The following is a 26,816-nucleotide window of genomic DNA, read 5'->3' as shown; positions in this document are numbered from 1 at the left end:
AAGGAGAGAACGATGACAGATATCGTAGTATTTGGAGAAGACTTCGGCGGCTTGCCATCTTCCACTCAACATCTGATAAAGCACCTAGCGAATAACCATCGTATTCTTTGGGTCAACTCGATTGGCTTAAGACAACCAAAGTTCACACCAAAAGACGCTAAACGCCTCGTCACCAAACTGACTGGATCATTCAAACAACAAGACAAGGTTCAAACGCCTTTCGGCCGAGAGGATGTCTCAAACATCCACACCATCACTTTGCTGACGATCCCTGCTCCCAAATCGAAATGGGCACGTAGCGTCGCGACGAAAATGATGAAACATCAACTGAGCAAAAAACTGAATGAGCTCGGCTTTCAACATGCCGTTTTTTGGACGTCACTGCCTACCGCTGTGGATATTTGTCGAGAAATGAGTACCAAAGGCATTGTTTATTACTGTGGTGATGACTTTGGCGCACTCGCGGGTGTCGATCATCGAACCATTTTGGAACATGAAGCTGACTTGATTGAGAACGCAGACCTTATTTTGGCTGCCAGCGATAAGCTTGCCGCGGAGCTTCCGCAAGAGAAAACCGTGACTCTACCGCATGGTGTGGACTTCAGTTTGTTTTCAGAGCCAACGGCGAAAGCGCAAGATATGCCAAACAATGGTCGTAAGGTACTAGGTTTTTACGGCAGCCTATCAGAATGGTTAGATTACCGTTTGATAGAGCAAGTGGCCGATCAAGCGCAGGATTGGGACTTGGTCTTTATTGGTCCAAATGAATTTCCTCACAACCCGTTGCCACAACGAAGCAACGTCCATTACCTAGGACCTCGAGCACATCAAGATTTACCTAGCTACTCACAACATTGGGATGCGAGCTGGCTGCCATTCGTTGATAACGCGCAAATTCAAGCCTGTAATCCACTTAAATTATTGGAATACCTCGCAACAGGTACACCGGTCATCAGTACGGCTTTCCCAGCACTTAAGCCCTACCAACACATGCTGCATGTTGTGGCAGATGTGGATGATGTTCGTGCGAGCCTGAATCACTTACTCCCACCACCAGAGGGTTCACTCTCGATCATCCAACAACAAAGTTGGCAATCAAGAGCACGTCAAGTTGAGCGATTAGTGAGGGCGTTATGAACGATTTAAGAGACAACATCACCTTATTACTGCATGGTGCATGGCGACGTCGCTATCTGATTGTTATTCCTATGTTGGTATTGCCTATCTTAGGCTTTGTCGTCAGTAAAATGATGCCAACGAAATATGTGGCACACACTAGTATGCTGATTCAAGAAACAGCCAAGATGAATCCATTCCTCGAAGATCTTGCCGTCTCAACCATGCTGAAAGATCGCTTGAGCGCGTTAAGTACCCTATTGAAAAGCCGTCATGTGCTGTATTCGGTTGCTCAAGAACAAGGCTTGATTGATGACACCATGGGACCGAAAGAACAAGAGTCCATCATTAAAGAGCTTGCCAATCGCCTCACGGTGCAACAGCTTGGTAAAGACTTCATTCAAATCCAGTTAACCAGCAGTAAGTCTGAAGGTATGGAAGATATACTTGGCTCCGTCAGCGATCATTTTGTAGAACAACTTCTTGCCCCTGAGCGATCTTCGATTAAAGACTCAAGCCACTTTCTTACCATGCATATTGATAAACGTCGTGAGGAACTAGATAAAGCCGAGCAAGCCTTTGCCGAATACAAAAACGCCTATTCGCACGCAACACCAGAGATGCAGGCACAAAGCCTGACTCGTTTAGCGAGCCTAAAGCAGACATTGGCAGAGAAAGAAGCGGAACTGGCTGGTGTAAAACGCAGCTTGGGCAGCTTGGACCAACAACTTTCTAAGACCAACCCAGTGATTGGTAAAATTGAAGAGCAAATCATCGAGATCCGCAGTGAACTAACCCTACTTCGTGCCAAGTACACAGAAGCGCACAGTATGGTCCAAGGAAAATTGCGAGAATTGAATCGCCTAGAACAAGAGCGCGCCGTTCTACTCAACTCAAAACAACCTGAGATGAACAGTAACCAGCTTTGGGATATCGCCAGCACCGCAACGGTAAGCAATATTGGTGATGCGCAACCTCTGCTTGTTTCTCAGCTCCATCAATTGCAAATCATGCGCGGTCGATATGAATCGCTTCAAGAAGAGACAGCGAGTCTGCAAAGCATGATTCAAGAGTTAGAAACCAATGCGAATCGATTTGGTAGCACCGCAACTGAAATCAATCGACTGGCAAGAGATGTGACAGTCAAACGCCAATTGTACGAAGAACTGGTTGAACGTTATGAAATGGCCCAACTCACCGGTTCTTTGGGTGTATTTGAAGAAAATAAACGCGTGAAAGTCATTGATGAGCCCTACACTCCCACAATTCCAGCCAATTTACCCGCTTTTATGTTCGTTATCTTAGGGTTCATTGGTGGTGCTGGATTAGGTATCGGATTAGCAACCATTGCGGAACTGGCAGATAACTCGATTCGCTCACGAAAATCCCTTGAACAACACTTGGGCGTCCCCGTGATTACCACTATCCCTAAAGTAATCTTCTAGCCAGAATTTTAAATTTCAGCATCATGTGAAGGCACTCGTTCGTTGAGTGCTTTCTCATCCCCATTCCCATTAAATCAAGCAATTAACTGGGAATTTCTTTCATCCGCGAATTCTGAATTTCAAAATGAGAATATTCTTTTCTCATTTTGATGTTCAGCACGTCCAAATCATTAACTTGTTGTTTTTAATTACTTTAATTTTTGGCACATAGCGTGCACAAGTCAACATGTAGAAAAACAAATATATCGAGGACTCAGGAATGGAAAACTCAGACACTCGAACATCAACCAAGAACGGCAATGTGATTGTACACGTCGTCCAACATCTCGCCCCCGGCGGATTAGAAACTCTGGTACTAGAGATGCTTCGTTTTGCTAAAGCAGAAGACTCCGTTTTTGTGGTCAGTCTTGAGGGGAACAAAACGGTTGCATTTCGTCATTGGAGTAAGTTGTTGGATTACCGAGATCAACTTTGCTTTCTCGATAAAGCGCCAGGTTTTAGCCTAACCACACTCCGAGCATTGAAACATATACTCAAAAGACTCAACGCAAATGTGGTTCATACTCACCATATCGGTCCCTTGCTGTATGGCGGGATTGCGACACGATTGCTAGGCATTAAAACCTTAATCCACACGGAGCATGATGCTTGGCACTTAAACAACCAAAAAGCAGCTAGATTACAAACAGTATTACTCAAGAGTCTTCGCCCCCAAGTTGTTGCAGACGCTGAGTTTGTCGCTGACCAAATAACCAACAAGCTAGGCTATCTTCGAGTCAGCACTATTCATAATGGGATTGATTGTGAAAAGTTCACCAATGGTAATCAAAACCAAGCCCGTGAGCGCTTTTCGCTTCCCACTGATAAGTTCATTGTCGGAACAGCAGGTCGTTTAGAAGCCGTTAAGGGGCAAGAGATCCTAATCAAAGCCTTCTCACATCTACCAACACATACACACCTTGCCATTGCAGGAAACGGTAGCCAAAGAGAGTTATTAGAAGCGCAGGTACGCACTTTGGGACTGGAAGACAGAGTAACGTTCTTGGGCTTGGTTAGTGACATGCCGCACTTTTACCAAAGCTTAAATGTCTTTTGTCTACCTTCACTTCAAGAGGGTTTTCCACTTTCAACCTTAGAAGCACAAGCCTGCGGCGTCCCTTGCATTGCTAGTGATGTTGGTGCGGTAAAAGAGACGCTATGCCCACAAACAAGCGCATTGGTTGAGCCAAATAAAGTTCCCGTTCTAGCGGATGCATTGTCACAGCATTTATCAGAAATACCGCGTTCGCCTAGAGCCCATATTCTTAAGCATTTCGATATCCGCAATATGGTTAACCGCTACGCGATGTTAGCTCAAGGAGAGGACTTATGATTGATTTACTTTGGACCACTGGCTTCGTTTTGTCTGCGCTATTAATTGTCTACCATCACGTTGGCTACCCTCTTGTTCTGAACTGGCTTTCAACACGTCGTGAACAGCGCAAGGTAGCGAAGAAAGCAACGGTAAAAGAGCGTTGTTACAAAGCATCCAAAAACGACTGCATCTTACCTACGATGACAATCGTTGTACCTGCCTACAACGAGGAACAATGGATCGCAGAAAAGATCCGAAACCTTGCAAGCCTTGACTATCCGCGAGATAAATTAACGATTGTCATTGCTTGTGATGGATGCACCGACAACACAGCAGAGATAGCACAGAACACCATTCAAGAAGCGATCTGTGCTGACACTTTATTCATCATTCGAGACCACGCAATCAATCGTGGCAAAGTGACGCTCATCAACTCTGAAATGAAAAACATAACCACTGAGATTACCGTCCTTAGTGATGTTTCTGCCCTAGTCTCTTGTGATTCCTTACTGCTAGCGAGCCAACACTATCAAAATGAGAATATCGGTGTAGTCAATGCGACTTATCAAATCATGGCGACACAAAACCAAGGTGAAGCAGCTTACTGGCAGTACCAATCTAATGTGAAATACAAAGAGTCGTTGATTGGCTCAACCATTGGTTCTCACGGCGCGTTCTATACATTTAGAACCAAACTGTTCACGCCGCTCGAACCTGAGATCATTAACGATGACTTCATTTTACCAATGCGTATCGTACTACAAGGTTATGCATCCATTTATGAACCTAGGATGCTGGCTCTTGAGCTAGAAGAAAGCTCTGATAACTCTGACTTCAAACGACGTCTACGCATCTCTGCAGGCAATATGCAGCAGTTCTTGAAACTTAAAAAGCTGCTGTTACCCCGCTATCGTGGCACTGCATTTGCATTTTTATCAGGAAAGGTACTGCGTCTTGCGACTCCTTACCTAATGATCATGTGTTTGGTGAGTTCATTACTGCTAATTCACTACCCAGCGTTTCAATTTCTAATGCTGGCACAACTGGCAGTCTACTCAGTTGCTCTCTTCACTTACTTAGTACCAGTATTAAATTTGTTTAAGCCATTTAAGTTAATCAATTACTTAGTGGTTGGACACATAGCTAACTTCGCAGGCGGACTACGCTACCTACTTGGAATGGAAAACGGACGCTGGAAGCGCGTTAATCAATAAGGAAAGCATCATGAAAACTTCACGCTACGACTCAAATATTCATCTAGCAAAACGCGCTTTCGATGTAGTTGTTTCACTGCTCATCTTGCTCGTCACCATGCCGATTATGCCTTTGATTGCGTTAGCAATTGTAATGAACTCAAAAGGCCCTGTGATTTATCGTCAGCTTCGTGTTGGGCGCTGTACACCAGACAAGATGGACTTGTTTGAAATCATGAAGTTTCGCACTATGTATGTCGATGCCGAGCAACGTTCCGGCGCGGTATGGGCTTCAGAGAATGATCCAAGAATCACACCTGTCGGTCGATTCTTACGTAAGACACGCTTAGATGAACTGCCACAGTTATTCAATGTGCTAAAAGGTGAAATGTCGTTGATTGGTCCTCGTCCTGAGCGCCCTGCTTTTTACCAAAAGCTAGAAGATGAGATTCCTTACTTTGTTGAACGCACTTACGGTGTTCTACCAGGCATCACAGGGTTAGCACAAGTCAATCAAGGCTACGACTCATGTATTGAGGATGTTCGCCGTAAAGTCGGCTTCGACCACAGCTACGCATTGAGCTTAAGCTCATTTTACTCGTGGATTTCGATGGACATCGCCATTATGAGCAAAACATTGGTTGTAATGATCGATGGCAGGGGTCAGTAGTATTCTTGAGACCAAAAGAGGTTAAAACGTTATTCTTGCCATTGGCGACGCATGTTTTCGATCGTCGCCAATGGCACATCATGAATGCTTTGATATTGCTCACGACATACCTGCACTTCCACTTCAATTTGCTTTTTCTCACAATACTTTAGGTAGCGCTTCATTTCCCAATGACGAACAAAGGTATTGCTGACAATCACCACCTTACCTTTATTAAGCCACTTACGGGTTTGTTGAAAACACCATTCATGGGCATCCGCTAGCTTGGTACCATCAAAAACGTATTCTCCAATTTCATTCTCAAAATACATGTCAGCTTCAAAGTGTTTAGCTTTGAGCTGTTTGGACAATTTCTTAGCAAGCGTCGTTTTTCCAGAGCCTGGTAAACCACGAATAAGAAGGAGTTTTGCGTTGGTCATGATCGGATGATTTCAGTGAAAAACCAACAAACTGTACGCTATTTTTGCAGAAAAGAAAGTCCAACTAACCACTAGGCTTATTCATTCTGTGAATCCCACCCTCAGTTGTGAAAATTTGTTCAATACAAAGCTAATCTTTTTGTTCCCTCCTGCCGCTTTTAAAACTAGAATGCGCGCGCATTTATCGAGCCCTAAAAACTTACTAAAAGTTAATTACTTAACAGCATAATCTCGATAGATTTGAGCTTTAAAATAAAGTAACTCTCAACCAACTCGCCATCCAAATGATGATGGCACTTCATAAGGGTTTAGTCTTTGAAACGAAGTCTTCTTTCAATCCTTGTCGCTTCGCTGCTGTTTGGCTGCGGTGGCGATGAAAGCAACAACTCAACAGAACTCCCAACTCCAGAAATACCTGATATCGAGGACAATATCTATCAAGGTAAGCTGTTTATTCATAGTAAACAGTTAACCGGTGATCTTGAGTGTGATGATCAAGATATCAGTGAGTCAGGCTACTTCACTTATACCGCTTCTGAAGGCACATTCACCTGTCAATTCGGTGGTATTCCTCTAGGTACGTTCAACTACCTAGTGCCAGAACAAACACGTGAAGGTTCACAACCATCTGAGTTAACTCAAGCGTATGATCTTAAAGATGTGCTAGGTAAACACGCAAGTAATGTCACTAAGCTGTTAAACAAGATCGACACATGCCCTACTCAAGATACACAAGTGTGTTTAGATGAAATCAACAGCTACGATATCCAAGACCTGTATCGAAGCGAAGATCAAGCGGCGATTGATGAGTTTCTCAATCCAAGTGTCGCGAATGAAGGTGGGCAACCAAGCGCACACGTTGATCCAGAGCTTCAGCCAGAAGTTACCCCAGGTGCAAGTAACAACTTAACCGGGTCGTTTGTTTCTGCCAACGCCGAAGCAACTTATGAATACAAACCAAGCGCTGCTAACAAGCCACTAACGACAAGTCGCTTGACGGACTCGCAAGGCCACCCCCTTGCAGGTGTTGAGTTCTTCAGCCACTCTGCACGTGGTATGACAGATGCAAACGGCGAGTTTGAATACCTATGGGGCGAGAACCTGATCTTTGGTATCGATACCTTCACACTCGGGCAAGTTAAAGGCAATAAAGTGAATTACCAACTTGCGGATTTAAGTGACAATCCGTTGGTAAAACAAAACCTAGAGGCGTTTGTTCATCGTTATGGTATTCAGACTGACAGCAACATTGAGATCAACGATAACGTTCGTCAGGTATTTGCGCAGTACCCTAACGTAATCAATGAACTGATCAACCTTAGCTTACCAAACGGCGCAAAGATTGAAGGTACTAACTTCACGACGCCAAACGAGTTTGCTGCACAGTTTAGCCAAGGTTTAACGCAGATCATCGATGGACAGTTGAAACAAGCACCACAGTGGTCAGGCTTTGCGGCACCTATGTTGCGTACCGTTCGCGCTACAGGGAGCAATTATGTAACGCAATCTCTGCATCAAATTTATGCAGGCGTGGATAGCGTGCACATCTTCCATGATAACCATGGTTGGGGCGGTTCTGGTTATACACGTGCAATGCGTAACTTCAACCTAACCAATGAAGCATTCCCAGTGCTAATGCCACGTAATGACAACAGTTACTGGCTTCCTTTTGGTGAAGAGGCCGCTTGGACACGTGGCTCAGGTAAAGACAAGAAAGCTTACATCGTAGATGCAACGACCATTGATGAAACATCGACAGTCAAGATGCAGCGTCCGGAAAAAATCTCGAAACAAACAGCGACCTTCAATTTACCAACCATGACCGCGGGTATGATTGGTTCAGGTAAAGTAGTGTTCTTGGGTAACGCGATGTACACCTCTATTTTCTCGTGTCCAGAAAACTACTGGGCAGGCGCAGATTTGGGCATTGAAAGCGAGAAACAAACATGTCGCTACAGCACGCCACACAACCAAGTTGCTCAAGACGCAGATACTCGTACCGACAACGGCAGCATGCAAAAGATGTTCGGCAACTTGATCAATTGGCTAGTACCAAACGCATCACAGGATTCGATTGCCATTGCGACAAACATCAGCAAGGGGCACGCTTTCCGTTGGGATCGCAAAGAGGGTCAAATCTACGACTTCTTCGTTAACCCAAGCTACCAACTTGGTGATATGGAATTGCTAAATAGTGGTTCATTCAGCACTCTTGATGCAACGACGACTCCGCTATTACTGCTTCAATCTTATGAGATTAAAACCGATGGCTACGATACTAAGTCCGTCGTTTCTGATATTCAACAGCCTAAGTTGGATGCAGATGACGTCACAGCGCTGATCGAATATGTAAACAACGGCGGCAACATCATCTTCTTTGATGCTCTAGAGGAAAGTAATCCTGAGCCTATCGCTCGTTTAGCTGATGCCGCTGGCGTCTCTGTAGGCGGTGCAAACGTTGCGAAGACTTTCCAGTCTCTTTGTTCAGATAGCTATTGGTGTCATAGTACATCGGGTCCAAACGTCCCTAACCTACACACAGTGGCGGAATTCGATCTTGTGGTTTATGAGCGTTATGCCGATACCACAAAAATTGAAATCAATGACAATGGCACCGTCACATGGCCTGGCAATATCGACATGCCAACGCTTGAGATTCCGTTGTACAAGGTAACTGTTGACGACCAAGAGCATCAGCGCTACGCCTTCCACATGGTGAAATCTGAGCAAGAGAAACAAACAGCCATCGCGGAACTGCAAAAGAACTTCCCAGGCGTGCCATTGTGTGAGGACGAATACCAATACGAAGTTAACTGTATTGAAGTACGTAAAGGTCATGGTATTCCGAGCCGAGGTAACCACCATCGTCCTGACTTCACTCGCTATGAAATGAGTCCTGAAGTCGTCGATAGTATGGTCAAGGCTGCAAACCTAGGTGCAAACATTGATCGCTTATTCTCTCACGAGCTTTACTACCGTAGTAAAGGTGAGATTGGTGAACGCTTGTCGCAAGCGGAGTTAACATCAACTTACGACAACCTATCAGTTTGGCTATGGAATGACGAACAATACGAGTATAAACAGGACGTACAAGACGAGCTTGGCTTCAAACGCGCAGTCGAAATACTGAACTGTTACACTAACAACACTCACCAAGGCGGAAGTGCATGTGGTCAAGAGACACAAGAGCAGTTAGCTAAATGGTCAATGATTACAGAATCAGGCGAACTTAACCCTTCTTACCCACTAAACTGGATGGAAAAACCGTTAACTCGCATGATGCTAGGTCGCTCATACTGGGATTTAGACATCAGTGTCGATACGACAGGCTACCCAGGTCGACCATTGCAATCTGGAAGTTCGGCTAGTGTCGATATTCACACTAACAACAAAACCGTAATTGGCACCGCTGGCAGTATGCAATCGACAGGTTTATGGGCTCCACAACTTGAAAATGTGACGATTTCCGGGGGCGTAAAAGCTTCGATTAACGTGGCGTTAGTTGATGATCTGACAGGGCGCGCGAATCATGAGTTGAGTTTGAAACGTCCACCTCGCGTTCAGAAGACCTTCCAATATGACGGGACGTCATTAACCTTTAAAGTCCCTTATGGTGGTTTGATTTACATCCAGCCTCTTGAAACTGCTCAAGGTGATGTGGTGACGTTCAACTTTAACGGCGTACTACAAGCATCTTGGTGGAAAGATGGCAAATGGGTAAACAACATCAATGCTGACGTACCACTTGCCGAAATCGATTCTGGTCATTTCATCTACACCACTCCTGTCAACAACGTACAGGAAACTGATGTACCTAAATTCGCTGATGAACTGAACGCCTTCGCAAATCATGCAAGCGACTTTTACGGACGCGATCAGGTGACGGAAGATGGCAAGCATCGTCGATTTACCTATGATGCTCTCTTGGCTAACCGACACCGCTTTGTGAATGATGTACAAATCTCTATTGGTGCAGCACATTCTGGTTACCCAGTACAAAGCAACAGCTACTGGCCGACATCGACAAAGGTCCCAACGAATCCAACGAATGATTGGTTACTATGGCACGAGGTAGGTCATAACTTAGCATCAGCACCATTTATGATGGCTGGCTCAACCGAGGTAACCAACAACATCCTTGCGTTATACATGCAGGAACAACGTAACACCACACCACTCATGGAGCGCATCGCAAGTGACTTATCTAAGTCACCTCTATGGCTAGACCGCTTTGAAGGTCACGCTTGGAGTGAGGCAGATGTCGGTATGCGCTTAGCCATGTTCGGTCAGTTGAAGCTTTGGGCAGAAGATCATTTTGACATTGACACTTGGTACTCTAATCAAGCATCTAAACCAAGCATTTTTGGTGAAGATCAGGGTTGGAACTTCTTCAAGTTGGCTCACCGCAAAGCTCGTGGTGACAGTGTTGGTGACCACGGTATTAACTACTGTTCAACGCAGAGCAGCCAGTTAAGCCAAGGCGATTTGCTGATGGCGTGTACGTCTTATTTAACCCAGTACGATTTGACAGATTACTTCCGCAAGTGGAATCCATCAGAAACTAAAGCCAACTTACCAAATGGCAGTGTTGATTACTCTGGTGGCTTAACACAAGTAGGCTTCAATGCCGTAGCGGCAATGAAACTACCAAAACCAGACAAATCCCCTTCTGAGTATTTGTCCGTTGAGTAAACCGCTGTAAATCAAAAGCCGACAGAATTCGACTCTGTCGGCTTTTTTGTTCATCGCGCTTTTAGTGCTCAAGCGGGATCACCCTGTACGGACTTGCTTCTCAAGATAACCAATTCACGAATATTTACATATCCCGTTGTAATCAGATAAGAAAAACCGCGGTCTGCCATTGAGAACTTATTCATTACTCTTTAAAGGACTCCAAATGAAAGAAACACTGCCACTTAAACTCAAAAAACAGTTAGGACTAGGATTATTAGCATTGCGATTAAGTATCGCCTTGGTGTTTATTATGTGGGCACTAGATAAAGTCTTTGTTCCAGAACACGCAATGAAAGTATTTGCCGGCTTTTATGGTTTAGACATTTCAAGTGGAATCTCTGTCGCGATGGGGCTTGCCCAATTAGTATTTATTGGGATTTTTGTCGCTGGCTTATGGAAAAATATAACCTACCTCGCCATTTTAGTTTTACATGCTGGCTCAACCTTTTCTTCGTTTGCTAAATACCTAGACCCATTTAACAACCTGCTGTTCTTTGCTGCGTGGCCAATGCTCGCAGCTTGCTTCGCGTTGTACCTGCTTCGAGAGCATGACATCTACACTTTGTAGTAAAACACAGAAAACGCCAATAAAGGCTTATACCTGACTGAAAACAAAAAAGGTCTAGCATTACGCTAGACCTTTTTTTCATACCTTCAGTTGGTTTGATTACATATCTTTAAGTTGAGAATCCAGACTTGCAATCAGGTGTGAAGTGACGTCATCAACACTTGCTCCATCAAAATGGATATCTAATGTCGTTCCACCTTTAGAGATACTCAAGTTAGAGTCTGTTGCTCCATCTTGCGTAACTTCCACATGGTAATTACCAACATCGCCAGCGTGATCACCCGACTTCAGATCATCCAGTAACGAACCAAGTTCATCCTTAGATAGATCCTCGAACAAGTCAGAGAAATCAAGAGAGTCTTCGTTTGCATTGAAGTCTTTTACTGTATCTGTCTCATTTGCAACATCCACCCACTTGAAGATGTCTGCACCATCACCACCGGTAAGGATATCGTTACCCAAACCACCGATCAGGATGTCATCACCTATACCGCCGTCCAGCGTATCTGAGCCACCTTGCCCGAATAGGATATCGTTGCCTTCACCTCCAGACAGGTTATCCGCTCGGTCGCTTGAACGAGATTGCTCAAATTCAGCTTGGTTGTCAGTAATGTAGTTATGAACATCTTTCTCGGTAACAAGACCAACATCTTTACCTAATTGACCAGCAACATACTCTTGTAATGCGGATACACCTTGTTCATCACTAGAACCAAATCGAATTGCATCACCGAAGATAATATCGTCACCAGCTTGACTATCGATGTCATCTCTACCTTGAAGCAGAGCAACTTCCTTACCAAGGATAACTTCAGCCAACTGTGAAACATCAATGTTGGTTCGCACTGTATTGTCTGAGTCGTAGTTTTCGAGTGTGCTTGCGTCCAAGTTGTTACCAAGACCAATCGCATGCACTTCACTGAACTCTTCCAATGCTTTGTACATATTATCAGCTTGAGCGGTAACACTATTGCTGTAGTCATAGTAACCCGTGTTGCTGTACATGTAGCCAAGGCGGTCGCCAGTCGACAAAGAATAAACCTCTGTGTTGCTCGCAATAACCGTTTGGTTGTTGTAAGTCACAACATCACCACGTTGATAATCGCTTGGTAACACGTCTCCCAAAGTAATAATTTTGCCATTTTCAGCACCAATCACCACATTAGTCATCGAAACCAAATCATAAGCGCTATTGTGGTCAGCTTGGTTCGGCGTACCATCAGAGATAAAGTATGTGACGTTATTTGCATCACTATCTTTACCTGCAAACCAATCTAGCACTGAATCAAATGCAGCTTCATAGTTTGTGTTACCACTGCCATTGTCTCTATTGTTTGCAAATGCAGTCGCGATTTTCGTTGAAGCGTCTGGGTCACTCAAATCAACTTCCAACAGCAACTTATCATTCGTTGCAAACGTTGTTAGCAAGACATTCACTTTACCCGAATGAGAACCGGTAGCACTGCTGATCAAGGTATCAAGAACCGTTTGAATCTCAGCCTCTGCTTTACCTACGTCATACCCCATACTGCCTGAAGTATCTAGAACAAAAGCAATGTTGTAATCCTCGCCCTCAACAATCTGCAGACCTTGGACATCACCAACAATAATGTCGTCATCAGCTGTACCGGTAATATCGTTATCACCGTGCGTACCGGTAACGTATTCGTAATCGCGAACTGAAACTTGAGCCGATTCGGTCTCAGTCGCTTGGTCATTGTTTGATGACTCAATCGATGTTGCAGTGACACTTAATGGGAAGTCCAGGCTACCTTCAAAATCGTACGGTACTTTTACATCAAAGTTAGCTTGGCCTTGAGAATCGAGGTTCACGATATAGCCACCGCTTGGCTCTTCCGCAACGGCTTGACCATTGACGTACAACTCAACACCATCAGGTAGACCATCAACAAGGACAGTTTGAGCTAATGACTCACTGCCATCAGTGTCAGCTAAGTCAACATCCACTTCAATCGGCACCCAACGATCTTGTAGAACCTCGTAAGTGCCATCTTTATTTATCTCAATCACCTTATCCGCAAAGACAACGCGCTCGATTTCGTACAGGTGATCACCACGGTCCTCAAAGCCCGTATTGTCATTTTCTGAATCGATTGAACGCTTGTCTAGGAAGATCCAATACGGAACTTGGCCACTATGGTTGTTCTTAAACGTAAACTGGTAGTCACTGAAGTTACCAGTTAGGTAAACCGTGTCTTTACCATCATATTGCGTTGTAGATCTTCCATCGTCACCGTAGAAAGAGTCATTTTGACGACCACCAACAAAGACATCATCACCAGCGCCACCATAGAAGGTGTCGTTGTAATTTGTACCGACAAATAACGAATCAGTATCTGAAGTGTCATTGTTACTACCCAAGGCTACATTCGCGACCGGATTCACTCCTTGTTGAACGCCATCTAAACCAATTGCATCTGCGATGACTTTGTTCTGAGCCGGCGTATTGTTTGTTGCCGATGTTACCAAGCTGTGATTAGACTCAACCGCGTCGGTTTTCGACATATCACCCACAGAGATACTGATTGTTGGCTTATCTGCTACCGCTACGACGTCAATATCTAGTGTTTCTGTCGCTCCAGTATTTGTCGTGTACGTAATTGTCGGTACGTCACCTGACCAGTCTTTTACTGGGTCGAACGTGTAACTACCATCTTGGTTCACAACCAGCGTGCCGTTGCTCAGCGATACCGTCTGACCAACCGCATAATTAGTGTTGTTAACCGTGATATGGTCAACCAGTAGAACGTTATCGCCATCTGAATCATTCAGCAGGACGTTACCTTGTAACTGCTGTTCTTCGTCTGTTGTAACAACATCACTTGCTGTATTCGTTGGCAAGTTTTCATGCACAACTACATTGATCGTCGCCGTAGAGTCAGCAGTATCACCATTAGACTCTTCTGTTGCTGTCGCAGTTACCGTGATAGTGAAATCATCATGAGAACCTGCAGGAGGAGTCACCGTCAGTCCGTCTAGCGCCCATCCGGTTACATCTACCGCATCCGCGCTAGCAATAGTAATTGAGTTAGTGCCATCCGAGATCACCGCGCCTACAGGAATACCTTTCAATGTCACTTCAAGCGATTCTGAGCCGTCAGTATCATTTAGATTTGCTCTAATTTCAGATAGAGGAATCGCAGTATCCTGAGGACCTTCGTTTACTTGGTAGGTCTCGTAGACTTCAACACCATTCACTTCTTGTAGTGCAGAGGTTCTGATATCAGTCGCGTCTAACGCGTTAACATCACTAACCACAACCAAGTTACTATTGCTTAGGTTAACTGGCGCTTGACCATTGATAGAAACATCGACGTTGAAGTTACCCGGACCACTTTGATTGTGATGGTAAATCTCTAGCGGGTAGAATCCAGAAACAGTAGGTACGAATGCACCCCCCGTAATTGTACCTTGAGCATTACCCCAACGAGCTTCATCGACCAATGACCCACCAACTGTGATTGCAAGGCTATCGTCCGCGCGACCAGTGAAGTCGTAGCTTGTACCCGCTTCTAGGTAAACCAATCCTGTCACAAGTACTGCTTCATTTGCGGCTGTCGCATAAGACGACGTATCTTGCACATTCGAAGTTGTGGATTGATTACCGTTAGCAGAATCAAGAGCATCAATTGCATTGATAAGAACCTGACCTGTGACACCTAGCCCATTACCAGAACCCACTACGACGTTGTTCCAAGACGTAACATTGAACTCTTGCAGAGGTACCGACAAGCCTGGCGTTACGGTGCTCAAGGTTGGCGCATCAGCGTCAGGGGTGACATCAATGGTTAGCGTCGATTGTTGACCTTCGTTCTGACCATCTGTTGGTTTAAAGCCAATTTGAGCATAATGACCAGATTGATCACCAACATTGGTACCGCCAAAGCTACTATCACCAGACTCGTTTGTCTCCGGAGTAAATCTCACACCGTCAGCGTCAAACTGCGACTTATCGAGAACTTGATCTGCTTGAACAGCCTGCCAATCACCCTGAGCGTCTTTGTACTCAAGTAATCCGTCATTCGGCAGCGAGGTAATCTGAATCGATAGTGAAGCGTCTGCAGAATCCACATCCGTCACACCGAAAGATGCCCAATCAAGCAATACATCTGCGCCCTGCGCATCTTCATTCAGAGTCACAGTTGTTGGCGTAGATTCTGGGGCGTCATTCACACGAACCACATCCAACGAATCCGTGTCTGCCGCTTTCGGGTTCACTCCGTCAGATACCGACGCTGTGACAGTCAGGCTATTCAAATCTAGCTGGTCGTTATTAACCGCTTCGACACCTTTATCGGTCAACTTAACTTGGTCACCATCGAGCACGAAGTAACCGTCATCGTTGTTTTCTAGCTGAATCGTCAATTGATCTGCTGGCGTATCTGTATCAGCAACAACGAGTGTTGCCACTACGGTATCGGTAGATACCGCATCTTCAGTTACGCTATCAACCGCGGTAACGTCAATGGTTGGTGCGTCGTTTACGCGAACCACGTCCAACGAATCCGTGTCTGTCGCTTTCGGGTTCACTCCGTCAGATACCGAAGCTGTGACACTCAGGCTATTCAAATCTAGCTGGTCGTTATTAACCGCTTCGACACCTTTATCGGTCAACTTAACTTGGTCACCATCGAGCACGAAGTAACCGTCATCGTTGTTTTCTAGCTGAATCGTCAATTGATCTGCTGGCGTATCTGTATCAGCAACAACGAGTGTTGCCACTACGGTATCGGTAGATACCGCATCTTCAGTTACGCTATCAACCGCGGTAACGTCAATGGTTGGTGCGTCGTTTACGCGAACCACGTCCAACGAATCGGTGTCTGTTACTTTCGGATTCACGCCGTCTGATACCGAAGCAGTTACCGTTAGGCTATTCAAATCTAGCTGGTCGTTATTAACCGCTTCGACACCTTTATCGGTCAACTTAACTTGATCACCGTCTAGGACGAAGTAGCCATCTGTGTTGTTTTCTAGCTGGACGGTAAGCTCATCTGCTGGCGTATCTGTATCAGCAACAACGAGTGTTGCCACTACTGTGTCGGTAGATACCGCATCTTCAGTCACGCTATCAACCGCTGTGACGTCGATAGTCGGTGCGTCATTTACGCGTACCACATCAAGAGAATCGGTGTCTGTCGCTTTCGGGTTCACTCCGTCAGATACCGAAGCACTAACAGACAAGGTAGTTAGGTCAAGCTGGTCATTATTAACCGCTTCGACACCTTTATCGGTCAACTTAACTTGGTCACCGTCTAGGACGAAGTAACCATCGGTGTTGTTTTCTAGCTGAACGGTAAGCTCATCTGCAGGCGTATCTGTATCAGCAACGGTCACTGCTGCCACTACTGTGTCAGTAGATACCGCATCTTCAGTCACGCTATCAACTGCTGTGACGTCGATAGTCGGTGCGTCGTTTACGCGAACCACGTCCAACGAATCGGTGTCTGTTACTTTCGGGTTCACGCCGTCAGATACCGAAGCTGTGACACTCAGGCTATTCAAATCTAGCTGGTCGTTATTAACCGCTTCGACACCTTTGTCGGTCAACTTAACTTGGTCACCATCTAGGACGAAGTAACCGTCATCGTTGTTTTCTAGCTGAATCGTCAATTGATCTGCTGGCGTATCTGTATCAGCAACAACGAGTGTTGCCACTACGGTATCGGTAGATACCGCATCTTCAGTTACGCTATCAACCGCGGTAACGTCGATGGTCGGCGCGTCGTTTACGCGTACCACATCCAACGAATCCGTGTCTGTCGCTTTCGGGTTCACGCCGTCAGATACCGACGCTGTGACACTCAGGCTATTCAAATCTAGCTGGTCATTGTTAACCGCTTCGACACCTTTGTCGGTCAACTTAACTTGGTCACCATCTAGGACGAAGTAACCGTCAGCGTTGTTTTCTAGCTGAACCGTCAATTGATCTGCTGGCGTATCTGTATCAGCAACAACGAGTGTTGCCACTACTGTATCGGTGCTCACCGCATCTTCAGTCACGCTATCAACCGCGGTAACGTCGATAGTCGGTGCGTCGTTTACGCGAACCACGTCCAACGAATCCGTGTCTGTCGCTTTCGGGTTCACGCCGTCTGATACCGACGCTGTGACAGTCAGGCTATTCAAATCTAGCTGGTCATTGTTAACCGCTTCGACACCTTTATCGGTCAACTTAACTTGGTCACCATTGAGCACGAAGTAACCGTCAGCGTTGTTTTCTAGCTGAACGGTAAGCTCATCTGCTGGCGTATCTGTATCAGCAACAACGAGTGTTGCCACTACTGTGTCGGTAGATACCGCGTCTTCAGTCACGCTATCAACCGCTGTGACATCAATGGTTGGTGCGTCGTTTACGCGAACCACGTCCAACGAATCGGTGTCTGTTACTTTCGGATTCACGCCGTCTGATACCGAAGCAGTTACCGTTAGGCTGTCTAGGTCAAGCTGGTCATTGTTAACCGCTTCGACACCTTTATCGGTCAACTTAACTTGATCACCGTCTAGGACGAAGTAGCCATCTGTGTTGTTTTCTAGCTGAACGGTAAGCTCATCTGCTGGCGTATCTGTATCAGCAACAACGAGTGTTGCCACTACTGTATCGGTGCTCACCGCATCTTCAGTTACGCTATCAACCGCGGTAACGTCAATGGTTGGTGCGTCGTTTACGCGAACCACGTCCAACGAATCCGTGTCTGTCGCTTTCGGGTTCACGCCGTCAGATACCGACGCTGTGACACTCAGGCTATTCAAATCTAGCTGGTCGTTATTAACCGCTTCGACACCTTTATCGGTCAACTTAACTTGATCACCATCTAGGACGAAGTAGCCATCGGTGTTGTTTTCTAGCTGAACGGTAAGCTCATCTGCTGGCGTATCTGTATCAGCAACAACGAGTGTTGCCACTACTGTATCGGTGCTCACCGCATCTTCAGTCACGCTATCAACCGCTTTGACATCAATGGTCGGTGCATCATTCACACGAACGACATCAAGAGAATCCGTGTCTGTCGCTTTCGGGTTCACGCCGTCTGATACCGACGCTGTGACAGTCAGGCTATTCAAATCTAGCTGGTCGTTATTAACCGCTTCGACACCTTTATCGGTCAACTTAACTTGATCACCATCTAGGACGAAGTAGCCATCGGTGTTGTTTTCTAGCTGAACGGTAAGCTCATCTGCTGGCGTATCTGTATCAGCAACAACGAGTGTTGCCACTACTGTATCGGTGCTCACCGCATCTTCAGTCACGCTATCAACCGCGGTAACGTCGATGGTCGGCGCGTCGTTTACGCGTACCACATCCAACGAATCCGTGTCTGTCGCTTTCGGGTTCACGCCGTCAGATACCGACGCTGTGACACTCAGGCTATTCAAATCTAGCTGGTCATTATTAACCGCTTCGACACCTTTGTCGGTCAACTTAACTTGATCACCATCTAGGACGAAATAGCCATCAGCGTTGTTTTCTAGCTGAACCGTCAATTGATCTGCTGGCGTATCTGTATCAGCAACAACGAGTGTTGCCACTACTGTGTTGGTAGATACCGCATCTTCAGTCACGCTATCGATGGCTGTGACGTCGATGGTTGGTGCGTCGTTTACGCGAACCACGTCCAACGAATCCGTGTCTGTCGCTTTCGGGTTCACGCCGTCTGATACCGACGCTGTGACAGTCAGGCTATTCAAATCTAGCTGGTCATTGTTAACCGCTTCGACACCTTTATCGGTCAACTTAACTTGGTCACCATCGAGCACGAAGTAACCGTCAGCGTTGTTTTCTAGCTGAACGGTAAGCTCATCTGCTGGCGTATCTGTATCAGCAACAACGAGTGTTGCCACTACTGTGTCGGTAGATACCGCGTCTTCAGTCACGCTATCAACCGCTGTGACATCAATGGTTGGTGCGTCGTTTACGCGAACCACGTCCAACGAATCCGTGTCTGTCGCTTTCGGGTTCACGCCGTCTGATACCGACGCTGTGACAGTCAGGCTATTCAAATCTAGCTGGTCATTGTTAACCGCTTCGACACCTTTATCGGTCAACTTAACTTGATCACCATCTAGGACGAAGTAGCCATCGGTGTTGTTTTCTAGCTGAACGGTAAGCTCATCTGCTGGCGTATCTGTATCAGCAACAACGAGTGTTGCCACTACTGTATCGGTGCTCACCGCATCTTCAGTCACGCTATCAACCGCGGTAACGTCGATGGTCGGCGCGTCGTTTACGCGTACCACATCCAACGAATCCGTGTCTGTCGCTTTCGGGTTCACGCCGTCAGATACCGACGCTGTGACACTCAGGCTATTCAAATCTAGCTGGTCATTATTAACCGCTTCGACACCTTTGTCGGTCAACTTAACTTGATCACCGTCTAGGACGAAATAGCCATCAGCGTTGTTTTCTAGCTGAACGGTAAGCTCATCTGCTGGCGTATCTGTATCAGCAACAACGAGTGTTGCCACTACTGTATCGGTGCTCACCGCATCTTCAGTCACGCTATCAACCGCGGTAACGTCGATGGTCGGCGCGTCGTTTACGCGTACCACATCCAACGAATCCGTGTCTGTCGCTTTCGGGTTCACGCCGTCAGATACCGACGCTGTGACACTCAGGCTATTCAAATCTAGCTGGTCATTGTTAACCGCTTCGACACCTTTGTCGGTCAACTTAACTTGGTCACCATCTAGGACGAAGTAACCGTCAGCGTTGTTTTCTAGCTGAACCGTCAATTGATCTGCTGGCGTATCTGTATCAGCAACAACGAGTGTTGCCACTACTGTATCGGTGCTCACCGCATCTTCAGTCACGCTATCAACCGCGGTAACGTCGATAGTCGGTGCGTCGTTTACGCGAACCACGTCCAACGAATCCGTGTCTGTCGCTTTCGGGTTCACGCCGTCTGATACCGACGCTGTGACAGTCAGGCTATTCAAATCTAGCTGGTCATTGTTAACCGCTTCGACACCTTTATCGGTCAACTTAACTTGGTCACCATCGAGCACGAAGTAACCGTCAGCGTTGTTTTCTAGCTGAACGGTAAGCTCATCTGCTGGCGTATCTGTATCAGCAACAACGAGTGTTGCCACTACTGTGTCGGTAGATACCGCGTCTTCAGTCACGCTATCAACCGCGGTAACGTCGATGGTCGGCGCGTCGTTTACGCGTACCACATCCAACGAATCCGTGTCTGTCGCTTTCGGGTTCACGCCGTCAGATACCGACGCTGTGACACTCAGGCTATTCAAATCTAGCTGGTCATTATTAACCGCTTCGACACCTTTGTCGGTCAACTTAACTTGATCACCGTCTAGGACGAAATAGCCATCAGCGTTGTTTTCTAGCTGAACGGTAAGCTCATCTGCTGGCGTATCTGTATCAGCAACAACGAGTGTTGCCACTACTGTATCGGTGCTCACCGCATCTTCAGTCACGCTATCAACCGCGGTAACGTCGATGGTCGGCGCGTCGTTTACGCGTACCACATCCAACGAATCCGTGTCTGTCGCTTTCGGGTTCACGCCGTCAGATACCGACGCTGTGACACTCAGGCTATTCAAATCTAGCTGGTCATTGTTAACCGCTTCGACACCTTTGTCGGTCAACTTAACTTGGTCACCATCTAGGACGAAGTAACCGTCAGCGTTGTTTTCTAGCTGAACCGTCAATTGATCTGCTGGCGTATCTGTATCAGCAACAACGAGTGTTGCCACTACTGTATCGGTGCTCACCGCATCTTCAGTCACGCTATCAACCGCGGTAACGTCGATAGTCGGTGCGTCGTTTACGCGAACCACGTCCAACGAATCCGTGTCTGTCGCTTTCGGGTTCACGCCGTCTGATACCGACGCTGTGACAGTCAGGCTATTCAAATCTAGCTGGTCGTTATTAACCGCTTCGACACCTTTATCGGTCAACTTAACTTGGTCACCATCGAGCACGAAGTAACCGTCAGCGTTGTTTTCTAGCTGAACGGTAAGCTCATCTGCTGGCGTATCTGTATCAGCAACAACGAGTGTTGCCACTACTGTGTCGGTAGATACCGCGTCTTCAGTCACGCTATCAACCGCTGTGACATCAATGGTTGGTGCGTCGTTTACGCGAACCACGTCCAACGAATCGGTGTCTGTTACTTTCGGATTCACGCCGTCTGATACCGAAGCAGTTACCGTTAGGCTGTCTAGGTCAAGCTGGTCATTGTTAACCGCTTCGACACCTTTATCGGTCAACTTAACTTGATCACCGTCTAGGACGAAGTAGCCATCTGTGTTGTTTTCTAGCTGAACGGTAAGCTCATCTGCTGGCGTATCTGTATCAGCAACAACGAGTGTTGCCACTACTGTATCGGTGCTCACCGCATCTTCAGTTACGCTATCAACCGCGGTAACGTCAATGGTTGGTGCGTCGTTTACGCGAACCACGTCCAACGAATCCGTGTCTGTCGCTTTCGGGTTCACTCCGTCAGATACCGACGCTGTGACAGTCAGGCTATTCAAATCTAGCTGGTCGTTATTAACCGCTTCGACACCTTTATCGGTCAACTTAACTTGATCACCATCTAGGACGAAGTAGCCATCGGTGTTGTTTTCTAGCTGAACGGTAAGCTCATCTGCTGGCGTATCTGTATCAGCAACAACGAGTGTTGCCACTACTGTATCGGTGCTCACCGCATCTTCAGTCACGCTATCAACCGCGGTAACGTCGATGGTCGGCGCGTCGTTTACGCGTACCACATCCAACGAATCCGTGTCTGTCGCTTTCGGGTTCACGCCGTCAGATACCGACGCTGTGACACTCAGGCTATTCAAATCTAGCTGGTCATTATTAACCGCTTCGACACCTTTGTCGGTCAACTTAACTTGATCACCATCTAGGACGAAATAGCCATCAGCGTTGTTTTCTAGCTGAACCGTCAATTGATCTGCTGGCGTATCTGTATCAGCAACAACGAGTGTTGCCACTACTGTGTTGGTAGATACCGCATCTTCAGTCACGCTATCGATGGCTGTGACGTCGATGGTTGGTGCGTCGTTTACGCGAACCACGTCCAACGAATCCGTGTCTGTCGCTTTCGGGTTCACGCCGTCTGATACCGACGCTGTGACAGTCAGGCTATTCAAATCTAGCTGGTCATTGTTAACCGCTTCGACACCTTTATCGGTCAACTTAACTTGGTCACCATCGAGCACGAAGTAACCGTCAGCGTTGTTTTCTAGCTGAACCGTCAATTGATCTGCTGGCGTATCTGTATCAGCAACAACGAGTGTTGCCACTACTGTATCGGTGCTCACCGCATCTTCAGTCACGCTATCAACCGCGGTAACGTCGATAGTCGGTGCGTCGTTTACGCGAACCACGTCCAACGAATCCGTGTCTGTCGCTTTCGGGTTCACGCCGTCTGATACCGACGCTGTGACAGTCAGGCTATTCAAATCTAGCTGGTCGTTATTAACCGCTTCGACACCTTTATCGGTCAACTTAACTTGGTCACCATCGAGCACGAAGTAACCGTCAGCGTTGTTTTCTAGCTGAACGGTAAGCTCATCTGCTGGCGTATCTGTATCAGCAACAACGAGTGTTGCCACTACTGTGTCGGTAGATACCGCGTCTTCAGTCACGCTATCAACCGCTGTGACATCAATGGTTGGTGCGTCGTTTACGCGAACCACGTCCAACGAATCGGTGTCTGTTACTTTCGGATTCACGCCGTCTGATACCGAAGCAGTTACCGTTAGGCTGTCTAGGTCAAGCTGGTCATTGTTAACCGCTTCGACACCTTTATCGGTCAACTTAACTTGATCACCGTCTAGGACGAAGTAGCCATCTGTGTTGTTTTCTAGCTGAACGGTAAGCTCATCTGCTGGCGTATCTGTATCAGCAACAACGAGTGTTGCCACTACTGTATCGGTGCTCACCGCATCTTCAGTTACGCTATCAACCGCGGTAACGTCAATGGTTGGTGCGTCGTTTACGCGAACCACGTCCAACGAATCCGTGTCTGTCGCTTTCGGGTTCACTCCGTCAGATACCGACGCTGTGACAGTCAGGCTATTCAAATCTAGCTGGTCGTTATTAACCGCTTCGACACCTTTATCGGTCAACTTAACTTGATCACCATCTAGGACGAAGTAGCCATCGGTGTTGTTTTCTAGCTGAACGGTAAGCTCATCTGCTGGCGTATCTGTATCAGCAACAACGAGTGTTGCCACTACTGTATCGGTGCTCACCGCATCTTCAGTCACGCTATCAACCGCGGTAACGTCGATGGTCGGCGCGTCGTTTACGCGTACCACATCCAACGAATCCGTGTCTGTCGCTTTCGGGTTCACGCCGTCAGATACCGACGCTGTGACACTCAGGCTATTCAAATCTAGCTGGTCATTGTTAACCGCTTCGACACCTTTGTCGGTCAACTTAACTTGGTCACCATCTAGGACGAAGTAACCGTCAGCGTTGTTTTCTAGCTGAACCGTCAATTGATCTGCTGGCGTATCTGTATCAGCAACAACGAGTGTTGCCACTACTGTGTTGGTAGATACCGCATCTTCAGTCACGCTATCGATGGCTGTGACGTCGATGGTTGGTGCGTCGTTTACGCGAACCACGTCCAACGAATCCGTGTCTGTCGCTTTCGGGTTCACGCCGTCTGATACCGACGCTGTGACAGTCAGGCTATTCAAATCTAGCTGGTCATTGTTAACCGCTTCGACACCTTTATCGGTCAACTTAACTTGGTCACCATCGAGCACGAAGTAACCGTCAGCGTTGTTTTCTAACTGAACCGTCAGTTGATCCGCTGGCGTATCTGTATCGGCAACGGTCACTGCTGCCACTACTGTGTCAGTAGATACCGTATCTTCAGTCACGCTATCAACCGCGGTAACGTCGATAGTCGGTGCATCATTCACACGAACGACATCAAGAGAATCCGTGTCTGTCGCTTTCGGATTCACACCGTCTGATACCGAAGCACTAACAGACAAGGTAGTTAGGTCAAGCTGGTCATTATTAACCGCTTCGACACCTTTATCGGTCAACTTAACTTGATCACCGTCTAGGACGAAGTAACCATCGGTGTTGTTTTCTAGCTGAACGGTAAGCTCATCTGCTGGCGTATCTGTATCAGCAACAACGAGTGTTGCCACTACTGTGTCGGTAGATACCGCATCTTCAGTCACGCTATCAACTGCTGTGACGTCGATAGTCGGTGCGTCGTTAACTGGGTTAACCGTCACCGCAACCGTTGCATCGTCACTTAGCTGACCGTCTGAGATGGTGTAGCTGATGGTTGCATCACCATTGAAGTTTTCGGCAGGTGTGAAGACCAACTTGCCGTCAACAATCGCCACCGTACCTTGCTCTGCAGGTACTGACGCATTGGTAATAGTTAATTGGTCATTCTCTGGATCGCTGTCGTTTGCAAGCACATCAATAGTAACCGCAGTGTCTTCATCTGTTGTAACAGTGTCATCCACTGCCACTGGTGCGTCATTCACTGGATTAACCGTCACCGCAACCGTTGCATCGTCGGTTAGCTGACCGTCTGAGATGGTGTAGCTAATCGTTGCGTCGCCATTGAAGTTTTCGGCAGGTGTGAAGACCAGTTTGCCGTCAACAATCGCCACCGTACCCTGCTCTGCAGGTACTGACGCATTGGTAATGGTTAATTGGTCATTCTCTGGATCGCTGTCATTCGCCAATACATCGATAGTAACCGCAGTGTCTTCATCTGTTGTAACAGTGTCATCCACTGCCACTGGCGCGTCATTCACAGGATTAACCGTCACCGCAACTGTTGCATCGTCTGTTAGCTGACCGTCTGAGATGGTGTAGCTAATCGTTGCATCACCATTGAAGTTTTCAGCAGGCGTAAAGACCAACTTACCATCTACGATGGTAACGGTGCCTTGCTCTGCTGGTACTGATGCATTGGTAATGGTTAATTGGTCATTCTCTGGATCGCTGTCATTCGCCAATACATCGATAGTAACCGCGGTGTCTTCGTCTGTTGCAACAGTGTCATCCACTGCCACTGGTGCGTCGTTAACTGGGTTAACCGTCACCGCAACCGTTGCATCGTCTGTTAGCTGACCATCTGAGATGGTGTAGCTAATCGTTGCGTCGCCATTGAAGTTTTCGGCAGGTGTGAAGACCAACTTACCATCCACAATGGTAACGGTACCTTGCTCTGCTGGTACCGATGCCGCTGTGATAGTCAGCGTATCGTTTTCTGGATCGCTGTCGTTCGCAAGCACATCAATAGTAACGGCGGTATCTTCATCTGTTGTAACAGTGTCGTTTACTGCCACTGGTGCGTCGTTGATCGGGTTTACCGTTACAGTAACCGTGGCTTCATCAGTTAGTGCGCCATCTGTTACTACATAAGTAACCGTCGCTTCACCGTTAAAGTCTTCTGCAGGTGTGAATATCAACTTACCATCAATAATCTCTACTGTGCCTTGTTCTGCCGGAACAGTTGCCGATTCAATACTTAGTGAATCACTATCTGCGTCTTGGTCGTTAGCCAATACATCGATAGAAACCGAAGCGTCTTCATCGGTCAAAACGCTGTCATCTTCAGCAACCGGAGGACGAGGGTTGATTGCTGGCGATGTATTATCTGAATTTGCTGCGTTCAAAATAAGATCCGCGAGCGATAGGTTTTGAGTTTCAGACAAACCTAGTGCTGCGATACCCGTCGTTTCAAACAAAGTGCTAGCAAGTATTTCTGCCCCTGTACGCTCAACAGTCCCACTTTCTTGCAAACTGGAGCCGGCATTCTCACCCGCAGCTGGGGCAAACTCTTCATTCAGTAATGTCGGGTCTTGCCCGTCTCTAAGAGCGTCAATAATTTGAGCAACATCTTGAGTGATGTCTTGCTCGTCTTCTTCTGTTGCAACTTTAACTTGAAGTTTTTGTGGTTCATCTTCGATGACTGCAACAATCAGTTCGCCCGGTAATGGTCGCTCATTCTCGGCAAGAACCTTCAATTGCCCATTCAAATCTATTACGACTAACTGCTCACCAACTGGAACTAAGGAAGTACGATCCATATAAACCTCTGACATAAAAATACTGTCAACATTTTGACCAATGATACTTATTAGCTATATATTGCCCGAATATATTCCGCAATAACAGCGCATTAACACTTAATTTCAACTTTTGAGTCACATATTACTTATAAAAGTGTATATAGGACCTGTTTGGGACTAGATCACAAATATACAGGCACCAATTCTGTTTAAGCTATTGAAAACATGATCTTTATCCAGAAAATAATTAGAACAACAGC

General features: G+C 46.7%; 9 protein-coding genes. 7 read left to right on the top strand and 2 right to left on the bottom strand.

The genetic code is table 11. The features are described 5' to 3' along the window. Nucleotides 1–12 precede the first annotated feature (12 nt). The 5 genes from J4N44_RS07560 to J4N44_RS07540 all read left to right on the top strand — a co-directional run bounded on the left by J4N44_RS07560 (nucleotide 13) and on the right by J4N44_RS07540 (nucleotide 5,778). A complete protein-coding gene (locus tag J4N44_RS07560; RefSeq protein WP_252045041.1) occupies nucleotides 13–1,137 on the top strand; it encodes a glycosyltransferase in 1,125 nt (374 codons plus the stop codon). After that, nucleotides 1,134–2,561: a GumC family protein gene (locus tag J4N44_RS07555; protein ID WP_053053548.1), complete on the top strand. Its 1,428-nt coding sequence runs from the start codon at nucleotides 1,134–1,136 to the stop codon at nucleotides 2,559–2,561. Before J4N44_RS07560 ends, J4N44_RS07555 begins: the two co-directional genes overlap by 4 nt. Before the next feature lie 259 nt (nucleotides 2,562–2,820). Further along, nucleotides 2,821–3,933 (top strand): glycosyltransferase, encoded by a 1,113-nt coding sequence (locus J4N44_RS07550; RefSeq protein ID WP_045489236.1) that lies wholly within the window; start codon nucleotides 2,821–2,823, stop codon nucleotides 3,931–3,933. Further along, a complete protein-coding gene (locus tag J4N44_RS07545; protein ID WP_252045040.1) occupies nucleotides 3,930–5,129 on the top strand; it encodes a glycosyltransferase family 2 protein in 1,200 nt (399 codons plus the stop codon). Before J4N44_RS07550 ends, J4N44_RS07545 begins: the two co-directional genes overlap by 4 nt. 10 nt (nucleotides 5,130–5,139) lie before the next feature. Next, on the top strand, nucleotides 5,140–5,778 hold the full coding sequence (locus tag J4N44_RS07540) for a sugar transferase (RefSeq protein ID WP_050924393.1): 639 nt from the start codon (nucleotides 5,140–5,142) through the stop codon (nucleotides 5,776–5,778). Between the two features lie 29 nt (nucleotides 5,779–5,807). Here the strand turns inward: J4N44_RS07540 and J4N44_RS07535 are convergent, their stop codons facing one another. Continuing rightward, a complete protein-coding gene (locus J4N44_RS07535; protein WP_053050518.1) occupies nucleotides 5,808–6,197 on the bottom strand; it encodes an ATP-binding protein in 390 nt (129 codons plus the stop codon). Between the two features lie 315 nt (nucleotides 6,198–6,512). Between J4N44_RS07535 and J4N44_RS07530 the strand changes: the two genes are divergently transcribed. Then, nucleotides 6,513–10,889: an SslE/AcfD family lipoprotein zinc metalloprotease gene (locus J4N44_RS07530; RefSeq protein WP_252045039.1), complete on the top strand. Its 4,377-nt coding sequence runs from the start codon at nucleotides 6,513–6,515 to the stop codon at nucleotides 10,887–10,889. Between the two features lie 205 nt (nucleotides 10,890–11,094). Beyond that, nucleotides 11,095–11,499 (top strand): hypothetical protein, encoded by a 405-nt coding sequence (locus J4N44_RS07525; RefSeq protein ID WP_017817404.1) that lies wholly within the window; start codon nucleotides 11,095–11,097, stop codon nucleotides 11,497–11,499. Between the two features lie 99 nt (nucleotides 11,500–11,598). Here the strand turns inward: J4N44_RS07525 and J4N44_RS07520 are convergent, their stop codons facing one another. Next, the gene (locus J4N44_RS07520; RefSeq protein WP_252045038.1) at nucleotides 11,599–26,574 is read right to left on the bottom strand and encodes an Ig-like domain-containing protein; all 14,976 of its coding nucleotides are present in this window, start codon (nucleotides 26,572–26,574) and stop codon (nucleotides 11,599–11,601) included. Nucleotides 26,575–26,816 lie beyond the last annotated feature (242 nt).

The organism is Vibrio sp. SCSIO 43155, assembly GCF_023716605.1.
Classification (GTDB): domain Bacteria; phylum Pseudomonadota; class Gammaproteobacteria; order Enterobacterales; family Vibrionaceae; genus Vibrio; species Vibrio harveyi.
Note: the sequence above shows the minus strand (reverse complement) of the source record. Positions and strands in the feature narration are given on the sequence as shown.

Bases quoted from the DNA above. Each gene is read 5' to 3' on its own strand.
- J4N44_RS07540 (WP_050924393.1), top strand. From the start codon at position 5,140: ATGAAAACTTCACGCTACGACTCAAATATTCATCTAGCAAAACGCGCT.
- J4N44_RS07545 (WP_252045040.1), top strand. From the start codon at position 3,930: ATGATTGATTTACTTTGGACCACTGGCTTCGTTTTGTCTGCGCTATTA.
- J4N44_RS07560 (WP_252045041.1), top strand. From the start codon at position 13: ATGACAGATATCGTAGTATTTGGAGAAGACTTCGGCGGCTTGCCATCT.
- J4N44_RS07550 (WP_045489236.1), top strand. From the start codon at position 2,821: ATGGAAAACTCAGACACTCGAACATCAACCAAGAACGGCAATGTGATT.
- J4N44_RS07520 (WP_252045038.1), bottom strand. From the start codon at position 26,574: ATGGATCGTACTTCCTTAGTTCCAGTTGGTGAGCAGTTAGTCGTAATA.
- J4N44_RS07525 (WP_017817404.1), top strand. From the start codon at position 11,095: ATGAAAGAAACACTGCCACTTAAACTCAAAAAACAGTTAGGACTAGGA.
- J4N44_RS07555 (WP_053053548.1), top strand. From the start codon at position 1,134: ATGAACGATTTAAGAGACAACATCACCTTATTACTGCATGGTGCATGG.
- J4N44_RS07535 (WP_053050518.1), bottom strand. From the start codon at position 6,197: ATGACCAACGCAAAACTCCTTCTTATTCGTGGTTTACCAGGCTCTGGA.